Source organism: Streptomyces sp. NPDC055632 (genome assembly GCF_053618675.1).
Genome location: NZ_JBSHHY010000045.1, coordinates 24,427 through 33,867 on the forward strand (window position 1 = coordinate 24,427; position 9,441 = coordinate 33,867).

The following is a 9,441-nucleotide window of genomic DNA, read 5'->3' on the forward strand; positions in this document are numbered from 1 at the left end:
TCAGCGGGACTTCTCGGGCCGGGCCCTGACGTGCATGCGCTCCCCCTGCGGCCCGAACAGGCTCAGGAACTCCACCGGCCCCTCGGTGGTGGGCCCGAACCAGTGCGGGACGCGCGTGTCGAACTCGGCCGCCTCCCCCGCCGTCAGGACGACCTCGCGCCCGCCGAGGTGGAGCCGGAGCCTGCCCGAGAGCACGTACAGCCACTCGTACCCCTCGTGCACCCGGGGTTCCGGGGACTCGTACGGCTTCTCCTGGATCACCTTGTACGCCTGGAGGCCGCCGGGCTGCCGGGTCAGCGGGTACATCGTGCGCCCGTGCCGCACGATCGGCCTGGCCTTGACCCGGGGGTCGCCCACGGGCGGCGCGCCGACCAGCTCGTCGAGCGCCACCTGGTGGGCGCGGGCGAGCGGCAGGAGCAGTTCGAGGCTGGGCCTGCGCTGCCCGGATTCGAGGCGGGAGAGGGTGCTCACGGAGATGCCGGTGGCGGCGGAGAGCTCGGCCAGGGTTACGCCCCGGTCGCGGCGGACGCGGCGGAGGCGGGGGCCGACCTCGTTCAGCACGGCGTCGATGCGGTCGTCTTCGGTCATAGGTCCAGTGTTGCAGGAACGGCAAGTTCATTTGCGGTCACCGCAGACCCGGAGCGAACCTCGGCCCCATGAACGCACACACGGAGCAGTACGAGGTGGTGGTCGTCGGCGGCGGCGCGGCCGGTCTCAGCGCGGCCCTGGTCCTGGGCCGGTCGCGGCGGCGGACCCTGGTCGTCGACGCGGGCGAGCCCCGCAACGCCCCCACGGCCCACATGCAGGGCGTCCTCTCCCGGGACGGCACGAGCCCCGCCGCGTACCTGGCGGCGGGCCGGGAGGAGATCGCCGCGTACGGGGTGGAGTGGCGGGCGGGACGGGTCACCGGCGCGGCGCCGGACGGGCGGGACGGCTTCACGGTGTCGCTCGCGGACGGCACGGCGGTCGGCGCGCGGCGGCTCGTGGTGACGACCGGGCTCGTCGACGAGCTGCCGGAGATCGACGGGGTGGCCGAGCGGTGGGGCCGGGACGTGCTGCACTGCCCGTACTGCCACGGCTGGGAGGTGCGCGACCGGCCGTTCGGGGTGATCGCCCATCCGGCGATGCCCGCGCACCAGGCGCTGATGGTCTCCCACTGGTCCCCGGACGTGACCCTCTTCCTGCACACCGCCGCCGGGCTCTCCGAGCGGGAGGCGGCGCTGCTCGACGCGGCGGGGGTGGAGGTCGTGACCGGTGAGGTCGCCGGGCTCGCGGTGGAGGACGACCGGCTGACCGGGGTCCGGCTCGCCGACGGGCGGTTCGTGCCGCGCGAGGTGGTCTTCGTCGGGGCGACGCGGCTCGCGGCCCGGGACGGGGTGCTGCGGCAGCTCGGCGCGAAGACGGACGAGACGCCGTTCGGGGAGTTCGTCGCGGTGGACGGGACGGGCCGCACCAGCGTGCCCGGCGTGTGGGCGGCGGGGAACGTGACGGGCCCGCAGGAGCAGGTGGTCAACGCGGTGGGCCTGGGCTACCGGGCGGGCGTCACGATCAACACCGAGCTGCTGTTCGGCGACCTGGAGGCGGCCGTGGACGGCGGGGCCCCCTCCTGACGCCGCCCGGTCAGCGCGGGAACAGCTCGAAGGTGACGGCCGGCCGGCCGCCGAAGCGGTCGGCCGCCCGCCCCGTCGTCCCGGCGAGGAAGGACCGGACGTACTCCTCCGGGTCCTGGTCCGTCAGGGCCTCGATGTAGGTCCGGTGGCAGAGGAGCGAGCGGACCGCGCGCTCCAGGCCGGGGCCCGCGTCGACGGCGTGGGTCGGGGTGCTGGACGCGGCGACGGCGACCCAGCGGACGCCGTCCCACGGCTCCAGGCCCTCTTCCGTCAGCTCGGGGAAGATCCAGCGGTTCCCCGCGTCGGCCGCCGCGTCCAGGACGGCGCGGCCGACGGCCAGGTGGTCGGGGGTGTTCCAGGGGGCGCCGGGGCCGCCGCCCCAGGTGTCGCGGTGGTTGAGGGTGACGACGAGTTCGGGGCGGTGGCGGCGGATCGCGGCCGCGATGTCGCGGCGCAGCCCGGTGCCGTACTCGACCACGCCGTCCCGGTGGTCGAGGAACTCCACGGTGTCCACGCCGACGACGGCGGCGCTGTCCCGCTGCTCCCGTTCGCGCAGCGGGCCGCAGACGTCCGGGGCGAGGGCGTCGATGCCGGCCTCGCCCCGGGTGGCGAGGACGTAGACGACCTCCTTCCCGGCGTCGGTCCAGCCGGCGACGGCGGCCGCGCAGCCGTACTCCAGGTCGTCGGGGTGGGCGACGACGGCGAGCGCGCGGCGCCAGTCGCCGGGCATCTCGGTGAGGTCGGGGAGGTCGTTCTCGATCATGAACGCAGGATACGGGCCGCCTCCGGGCCCGTGGGGCGGAACGCACCGGCGAGGATCACCGACCGCGAGACGTGCCGGGGCCGGTCGGGGTTGAGGCCGCGCCGGTCGGCGAGGGCGACCGCGAGCTTCTGGGCGCGGACGAGGGCGGCGACCGGGTCGATGGCGTCGGCGGCGAACAGGGCGCCGGTGGACTCCACTTCGTCGCGCAGGCCCGAGGGGGCGGGGCCGAGGCACCAGACGAGGCTGGAGCGGTCGCTGATGCTGATCGGGCCGTGGCGGTACTCCATCGCCGCGTACGACTCCGTCCAGGCGCGGGCCGCCTCGCGCAGTTTGAGGGCGGCGTCGTCGGCGAGCCCGACCGTCCAGCCGGTGCCGAGGAAGGTGAACTGGCCGCGCCGCTCCCAGGCGGCGGGCAGCCGCTCGTACAGGACGAGTTCGGCGTCGGCGATCGCCGGTCCGAGGTCCACGCCGAGCCCGGCGCGCAGGAGTTGGAGGGCGGTGGTGGCGAACCGGGTCTGGAGGACGGAGCGTTCGTCGGCGAAGCCGAGGTCGAGGACCCGATCGGCGAGCCGCCCGGCAGGGCTGTCGGGCGCCCCGGTGAGCACGAGCGCGGGAACGCGTCCTGCGGCGCGGGCGAGCAGGTCCACGACCTCCGTGGTGGTGCCGGAGCGGGTGAGGGCCACGATCCGGTCGTAGCCGCGTCCGAGCGGGGTCCGGTCGGAGGCGGGGAAGGCGTCGGTCTCGCCCGCGCCGAGGGACTCGCGCAGGGCCGCGTAGGCGCGGGCCATGAAGTACGAGGTGCCGCAGCCGACGACCGCGACGCGCTCGCCGCGGGCCGGCAGCAGCCCGGCGTGCCGCTCCGCGTCCTCGGCGGCGCGGCGCCAGCAGTCGGGCTGTCCGGCGATCTCCGCGCCGACGTGGGTGCTCATGTCCGGGTCCTCTCCTCGCGGGGCCCTCGGGGCCCGCTGCGAGTTCTACCGGCGCCCGTCGGGGCCGCGCCATGTGCGGGAGGGGCCCGTCGCTTGGACTTTTGCGCGCCGCCGACGCGGACGCCCCCGCCGGGACCGCGGATCACACGGCGGGGGCGTGCCGGTCACGGGTCGGGCGGGTCAGGAGGTGGGGAAGTCGTCCGCCGTCCTGATGCGGTCCCGGACCCAGACGCCGGCGGGCTTGAGCGACCCGGTGCCGGTCCAGGGGCCGCCCTTGTCGCAGGTGCCGGTCTTGAAGACCGCGCCGCTGCGCTCGTCGTCGGAGAAGTTCCAGTTGACCCAGCTGATCTTCTTGGCGGCCATGAGGTCCAGGTACTTCTGCGTCATGGCGAAGTCGTCGGCCCCCTCGCCCGCGTAGTTCTGGGTGCCGAACTCGGTGACGAAGACGGGCAGTTTGTCGGCGGCGCGGGAGAGGGTCCTCAGGTACTCGTCCCGGTGCGAGTACGCGTAGAAGTGGAAGGTGTACATGATGTTGGCCGCGTTCACCGGGCTGGAGACGACCTCGGACTCGGTCGCGCCCTCCGAGACGCCGAACGAGGACCACGCGCGCGTGCCGACGAGGACCGGGGTCTCGGGGTCCTTGGCGCGGACGACGGGGATGAGCTGCTCGGCGTAGCTCTTGATCCTGGACCAGGACACGCCGCTGGGCTCGTTGGCGATCTCGTACAGCAGGTTGGTCTTGCTCCCGTGCCGCTGGGCGATCTCGGTGAAGAAGGTCTTGGCGCGGGAGAGGTTGTGGTGGGGGTCGCCCGGGTCGAGCATGTGCCAGTCGACGATCACGTACATGCCGCGCGCGGTGGCCTGCTCGATGAGCGCGTGGGCGAGGTCGGTGTACTTGCGCGGGTCGGTCTCGTAGCCGCCCTCCTGGACGTACGTGGAGACGCGCAGGACGTCGGCCTTCCAGTCCTTGGCGAGGGCGTCGAGCGAACCGCCCGTCAGACACCGGCCGTACCACTGGGTGCCGTGCGAGGACATGCCCCGGAGCTGGATCGGCTTGCCGTACCGGTTGCAGAGCTTGGTGCCGCAGACCTTGAGCTGTCCGTTGATCGCGGCGGGGGTGGTGGCGGCCGCCTCGGCCGGCACGGCGGGGGCGGGAGCGGGTGCGGCGTTCACGGCCGGCGGGGCGGCGGCGAGGCCGAGGAGCAGGGCGCCGAGGGCGGTGCCGGCGACGCCGAGGCGACGCGCGCGGGGTCGTACGGTTCGTGCGGAAGTCATGGGGGTCTCCACGGAACGACGAACGAGGGCTGGCCGCCGGAGGGTTGACGCCTCCGGGACTGGAAGGAAACCTTCCTAACGAATGGATAGCAGGGTCGCGGACCGCCCCGCAAGGGTCGTGACGGGAGACGCCGTCCGGCGGGCGGGGAGCGAGCCGGCCGGCGGTCCGCCGTGGCGTCGGCTCGCCAGGAGGCCCTTGCGCGCGAGGTAGTTCCGCGCCACGTCCTCCGGAAGGCGGCGCCAGCTGTCCACCTGTTCGTTGAGGTTCGCCAGGTCGGCGGTGGTCAGGACGGTGTTGAGCCGGTCGAGCGCGCGGACGACGTCCTCGTTCCCGGCCCGCTCCCGGTTGACCACGGGCACGACGAGGTCGGCGTTCTGCAGGTGCTTGTCGTCGGCGAGCAGGACGAGCCCGAAGTCGTCGAGGGTGGCGTCGGTGGTCGTGGTGAGGACCATCTGGTCCCGGCCGCTCCGGACGGCCTGCTTCGCCTGCGTCGTCCCGACGCCCTTCAAGTCGACGGCGGTCACGTCGATGCCGTAGACCTCCTTCAGGCCGGGGGCGCAGTACGGCCGCCGGACGCATTCGTCCCCGGCCGCGAGCCGGACGGGGAGGCCGCTGGCGCCGAGGTCGCCGAGGGTCTTCAGGCCGTGCTCGGCGGCGAAGGCGGCGGTGACGGCGAAGGCGTTCTGGTCGGCGGCCCGGCCGGGGTCGAGGACGGTCAGGCCGCGCGGCCCGGCGAGGGCCCGGAGGGCCTTCATGGTGGCGGCCGGGTCGGGCGAGCCGACGGTCGGCGCGTCCGGCCCGTTGGCCTTGGCGTTCAGCCAGTCGGCGAAGGTGGCCGCGTACTCCGGCACGACGTCGATCTGCCCGTTCTCCAGGGCCGGTTCGTACAGCTCGCGGTTGGTGACGGAGAGGATCTTCGTGGAGTGTCCGGCGTCCTGGAGCAGCAGGGCGTACATCTGGGCGAGCAGGTCGCTCTCGGTGAACCCGGCCGAGCCGACGGTCAGCCGGCGCCCGTCGCCGGGCCGTCCGGTGACGGCGCCCCGGTCCTCCAGGGACGGGCCCGTGGAGCAGCCCCCGCAGATCGCCGCCAGGAGGCAGAGGGCGAGGGGACGGGACGCCCTCATGCGCCGCCGCTCCCCCGGGTCCCGGCGGGGGTCAGGCGCCGGATCCCCTCGAAGGCCCCCTCCACCAGGAGGGCGAGCGCCGCGACGAGGCAGGCCCCGGCGACGACCTGCGGCGTGGAGGCGAGGTTGAACCCGGCGGTGATGATCCGGCCGAGGCCGCCGCCGCCCGCGAGCGCGGCCACGGTGGCGGTGGCGACGAGCTGGACGGCGGCGATCCGCACCCCGGTGAGGACCATCGGCAGCGCGAGGGGCAGCTCGACCCGGGCGAGGACCTGGCCGCCCGTCATGCCCGTGCCCCGGGCGGCCCGTACGACGTCGGGGTCGACGCCCCGCATCCCGACGTACGCGTTGGTGAGCAGCGGGGGCACGGCGAACAGGACGAGGGCGATGATCGTCGGCCACTCCCCGTACGGGCCGAGCGGGCCGAGCAGGAGCAGGACGAGGACGGCGAAGGTGGGGACGGCCCGGCCGGCGTTGGCGAGGTTCACGGCGAGCCCGCCGCCCCTGCCGAGGTGTCCGAGGACCAGGGCGGTCGGCAGGGCGATCGCGCAGCTCAGGGCGAGGCAGACGACGGTGAGGAGGACGTGCTCGCCGAGCCGGTGCCAGACGCCGTTCTCGCCGGACCAGTGGGCGGCGGTGGTGAGCCAGGACCAGGCGGCGGAGACGGTGTTCACGCGGACCGCGCCCGGGTCCAGGGGGTGAGCAGCCGCTGGACGCCGAGGAGGAGCAGGTCGGCGGCGACGGCGATGACGACGCAGAGGACGGAGGCGGTCAGGACCTGGGCCTTGAAGTAGGTGTTCATCCCGGAGTAGATGAGGTTCCCTAGGCCGCCGTGGCCGACGATCGCGCCGATGGTGACGAGGGAGACGGCGGAGACGGCGGCGATGCGCAGCCCGGCCATGGCGGCGGGCAGGGCGAGGGGCAGCTCGACGGCGAGGAGGAGCCGGAGCGGCCCGTACCCGAGGCCGCGCGCGGCCTGCCGGGTCTCCTCGGGGACGGCCCGGAACCCGGCGAGGAGGTTGCGGACGAGGAGGGTGAGCGAGTACAGGACGAGGCCGGCCACGACGAGGGCGGCGGAGAGCCCGTACAGGGGCAGGAGCAGCGAGAACATCGCGAGCGCGGGGATCGTGTAGAGGAGCGTGGTGATCCCGAGGACGGGGGCCGCGACCCAGCGCAGGCGGCGGGCGGCGATCGCCAGGGGCAGCGCGATCAGGAGGGCGAGGGCGACGGAGGCGCCGGTGAGCTGGAGGTGCTGGACGACGGCGTCGGCGAGGATCTCCCTCCGGGTGGAGAGGTAGGCACCGCAGACCCACTCGTTGCGGGCGAGGCAGTCGTCGGGCGGCGCGGTCACGCTCCCATTCGAGGCGGTACGGGCCTCCTCCGCACTCCGGCCGGGCCCGTCCGGGGGTGCGGGGAACCTCCCGGACGGGCCCGCGGCCGGGCGCTCAGGCCTCCTGGAGCACGGACAGGACGTTGCCCGCCGGATCCGTGAACCAGGCGACGGCCGGTCCGTCGGGGCCCCGCACGATGCCCCTGTCGTCGGCGTCGAAGCCGGGGTAGCGCTCCAGGGTCACGCCGCGTCCCACCAGCTCGTCGACGGTCCGCTCGATGTCGTCGACCTGGAAGTTGAGGATCGTGAAGGAGGCGGGGGCGTGGTCGTCCTTGGGGTACACGAGGACCCGCGCGCCGCCCGCCAGGACGAGGAGGAGCATCTCCATGCCCTCGGGTCCCGACTCCTCCACCTCCAGGCCGAGGGTCCCGCCGTAGAACCGCCGGGCGGCGTCGATGTCGTCGACCGAGAAGCCGCTGAACGCCGGGGTCTCGCCGAACATGGCGCACTCCCTTCCGGAGTCCGTTCCGGGGGCCTCCGGCGAGGCCCCCTTCCAGGATCCGCCGACGGCGGGAGATCCGCCGCTCGGCTCAGGGCGCGATCGGCAGCTGCCGCTTGTGCTCGGTGAGCTCGTAGCGGCGGACGATCGCGTCGAAGGCCTCCCGGGAGACCGGCTCGCCCTCCAGGAAGTCGTCGATCTCGTCGTACGTGACGCCGAGCGCGTCCTCGTCGGGCTTGCCCGGGTCGAGGGTCTCCAGGTCGGCCGTGGGGACCTTCCGCACCAGGCCGTCCGGGGCGCCCAGCTCGGCGGCGACCGCGCGGACGCGCCGCTTGGTCAGACCGGTCAGCGGGACGACGTCGGCGGCGCCGTCGCCGAACTTGGTGAAGAAGCCGGAGACGGCCTCGGCCGCGTGGTCGGTGCCGACGACCAGGCCGTCGTGGGCGCCGGCGACCGCGTACTGGGCGATCATCCGCTGGCGGGCCTTGATGTTGCCCTGCACGAAGTCCTGGTGGTGGGGGTCGCGGAAGGCCACGTCGGCGGCGAGGCACGCCTCCAGGGCCGCGTCGCTCGCCGCCTTCACGTCCACGGTGAGGACCTTGTCGGGGCGGATGAACTCGAGGGCGGTCTGCGCGTCCTTCTCGTCGGCCTGGACGCCGTAGGGCAGGCGCATCGCGTAGAAAACGGCGTCGTGGCCGGCGGCGCGGGCGCGCTCCACGGCGAGCTGGCAGAGCCGGCCGGCGGTGGTGGAGTCGACGCCGCCGCTGATGCCGAGCACGAGCGCGCGCAGTCCGGTGGAGGTGAGCCGCTCCGCGAGGAAGGCCACCCGGCGCTCGATCTCCGCCGCCGGGTCGAAGGTGCCGGACACCTGGAGGTCCCGGGCGATCTGCTGCTGGAGGGCGGTGGACGCCGGGTCGGTCACGTGGGGTCTCCTCGTCGTGGGTCGTTCGCTCGTACGGGCCGTGGCACTCGTCCGCGCGTACGGCCCGCACCGCTCGTACAGGGGCCGACTCTACGCACCGGAGGGCCGTGCCGTCGCCGCGTGCCTCCCCGGCCCGTGTCGGTGCGTTCCGGCAGGTCGGGCGGCACGCGCGGGGGACGGCGGTGGCGGTCGGTGCCGCGTGCCGGTCCCGTGGCACGGATGTCCCGGTGCGCCGGGCCCGAAACGTGTCAGGCGTGCCCGGGGCCGCGCAGGGCGCGGTCGAGACCGTCCTGCGGGAGGCCGGTGAGGGCGCGGAGGAAGATCTCCTCGTAGGCGGGCTCGCCGATCGAGGCGCGGACCGTGTCCGTGTACTTCTCGTGCAGGGCCCGCAGGCCGGGCAGGCCGCGCCGGGGCTGGCCGGTGGAGCGCCAGTACGCCTCGCCGGTGCCGGAGACGTCCGCGGCGCGCTCGCCCTCGCCGGCCGCCGCGAGGGCGGTGGCCAGGACGTCGAGGCCGAGGGCGACGCCGAGGCTCGCGCCGAGGCGGCGGGTGCCTTCGAGCATGGCGCGGGCGTGGCCGGAGGCGGCGGCCGGGTCGCCCTCCAGGAGAGCGGTGAGGGCGAGCTGGTACTCCAGGGCGGTGCGGGTCCAGTGCTCGTCGAGCTCCTCGCAGAGGGCGCGCAGCCGGAGCGCCCGCTCCCGGGCCTCCGCGAGCCGGCCCAGACCGGTGAGGGCGAAGACCCGCACGAGGTGGCAGCGGAGCCGGGCGGCGGAATCGGCCGGTCCGCCGCGGGCGGCGTCGAGGACGTGGCCCACGACGACGTGGGCGGCCGTCGGGCGGCCGGTGGTGAGGGCGAGGAGGCCGGCGAGGGCGGCGGCGTCGAGGGGGTTGTGGGCCGGGCCCGGCCCGCCCGCCGCCCCCCCCCCCCCCCCCCCCCCCCCGGGGGGGGGTTTATAAAAAAAAACAAACACCACACACAAAAACAAAA

General features: G+C 74.8%; 11 protein-coding genes. 1 reads left to right on the forward strand and 10 read right to left on the reverse strand.

All coding sequences use genetic code 11. The features are described 5' to 3' along the window. The gene (locus ACWGSR_RS33750) at nucleotides 1–588 is read right to left on the reverse strand and encodes a helix-turn-helix domain-containing protein (protein ID WP_376241124.1); all 588 of its coding nucleotides are present in this window, start codon (nucleotides 586–588) and stop codon (nucleotides 1–3) included. A gap of 68 nt (nucleotides 589–656) precedes the next feature. Here ACWGSR_RS33750 and ACWGSR_RS33755 point away from each other — a divergent pair, with 68 nt between their 5' ends. Further along, nucleotides 657–1,610, forward strand: a complete 954-nt coding sequence (locus ACWGSR_RS33755; RefSeq protein WP_453572469.1) for an NAD(P)/FAD-dependent oxidoreductase — start codon at nucleotides 657–659, stop codon at nucleotides 1,608–1,610. 10 nt (nucleotides 1,611–1,620) lie between these two features. On the opposite strand, the gene ACWGSR_RS33760 is transcribed toward ACWGSR_RS33755, so the two are convergent. The 9 genes from ACWGSR_RS33760 to ACWGSR_RS33800 all read right to left on the reverse strand — a co-directional run bounded on the left by ACWGSR_RS33760 (nucleotide 1,621) and on the right by ACWGSR_RS33800 (nucleotide 9,268). Beyond that, nucleotides 1,621–2,373 (reverse strand): PIG-L deacetylase family protein, encoded by a 753-nt coding sequence (locus ACWGSR_RS33760; RefSeq protein WP_453572472.1) that lies wholly within the window; start codon nucleotides 2,371–2,373, stop codon nucleotides 1,621–1,623. After that, nucleotides 2,370–3,302, reverse strand: a complete 933-nt coding sequence (locus ACWGSR_RS33765) for an SIS domain-containing protein (protein ID WP_453572474.1) — start codon at nucleotides 3,300–3,302, stop codon at nucleotides 2,370–2,372. Before ACWGSR_RS33765 ends, ACWGSR_RS33760 begins: the two co-directional genes overlap by 4 nt. Before the next feature lie 180 nt (nucleotides 3,303–3,482). Continuing rightward, nucleotides 3,483–4,577, reverse strand: coding sequence for a glycoside hydrolase family 5 protein (locus tag ACWGSR_RS33770; RefSeq protein WP_453572476.1), 1,095 nt, complete (start codon nucleotides 4,575–4,577; stop codon nucleotides 3,483–3,485). A 75-nt stretch (nucleotides 4,578–4,652) separates the two neighbouring features. Next, nucleotides 4,653–5,702 (reverse strand): ABC transporter substrate-binding protein, encoded by a 1,050-nt coding sequence (locus ACWGSR_RS33775; protein ID WP_453572479.1) that lies wholly within the window; start codon nucleotides 5,700–5,702, stop codon nucleotides 4,653–4,655. Then, nucleotides 5,699–6,376, reverse strand: coding sequence for an ABC transporter permease (locus ACWGSR_RS33780; protein WP_376241112.1), 678 nt, complete (start codon nucleotides 6,374–6,376; stop codon nucleotides 5,699–5,701). The genes ACWGSR_RS33775 and ACWGSR_RS33780 overlap by 4 nt, the downstream gene beginning before the upstream one ends. Continuing rightward, nucleotides 6,373–7,053 carry an ABC transporter permease gene (locus tag ACWGSR_RS33785; protein WP_453572483.1) on the reverse strand — a complete coding sequence of 227 codons (681 nt, stop codon included), beginning with the start codon at nucleotides 7,051–7,053 and terminating at the stop codon, nucleotides 6,373–6,375. Before ACWGSR_RS33785 ends, ACWGSR_RS33780 begins: the two co-directional genes overlap by 4 nt. A 94-nt stretch (nucleotides 7,054–7,147) precedes the next feature. Next, a complete protein-coding gene (locus ACWGSR_RS33790; RefSeq protein WP_376241108.1) occupies nucleotides 7,148–7,534 on the reverse strand; it encodes a VOC family protein in 387 nt (128 codons plus the stop codon). An 88-nt stretch (nucleotides 7,535–7,622) separates the two neighbouring features. Then, a complete protein-coding gene (gene nadE / locus ACWGSR_RS33795) occupies nucleotides 7,623–8,453 on the reverse strand; it encodes an ammonia-dependent NAD(+) synthetase (RefSeq protein WP_453572486.1) in 831 nt (276 codons plus the stop codon). Between the two features lie 248 nt (nucleotides 8,454–8,701). After that, nucleotides 8,702–9,268, reverse strand: coding sequence for a hypothetical protein (locus ACWGSR_RS33800; protein ID WP_453572489.1), 567 nt, complete (start codon nucleotides 9,266–9,268; stop codon nucleotides 8,702–8,704). Nucleotides 9,269–9,441: the final 173 nt, after the last annotated feature.

Coding starts and splice junctions, on each gene's coding strand:
- ACWGSR_RS33750 (WP_376241124.1), bottom strand. CDS start 588: ATGACCGAAGACGACCGCATCGACGCCGTGCTGAACGAGGTCGGCCCC.
- ACWGSR_RS33755 (WP_453572469.1), top strand. CDS start 657: ATGAACGCACACACGGAGCAGTACGAGGTGGTGGTCGTCGGCGGCGGC.
- ACWGSR_RS33760 (WP_453572472.1), bottom strand. CDS start 2,373: ATGATCGAGAACGACCTCCCCGACCTCACCGAGATGCCCGGCGACTGG.
- ACWGSR_RS33765 (WP_453572474.1), bottom strand. CDS start 3,302: ATGAGCACCCACGTCGGCGCGGAGATCGCCGGACAGCCCGACTGCTGG.
- ACWGSR_RS33770 (WP_453572476.1), bottom strand. CDS start 4,577: ATGACTTCCGCACGAACCGTACGACCCCGCGCGCGTCGCCTCGGCGTC.
- ACWGSR_RS33775 (WP_453572479.1), bottom strand. CDS start 5,702: ATGAGGGCGTCCCGTCCCCTCGCCCTCTGCCTCCTGGCGGCGATCTGC.
- ACWGSR_RS33790 (WP_376241108.1), bottom strand. CDS start 7,534: ATGTTCGGCGAGACCCCGGCGTTCAGCGGCTTCTCGGTCGACGACATC.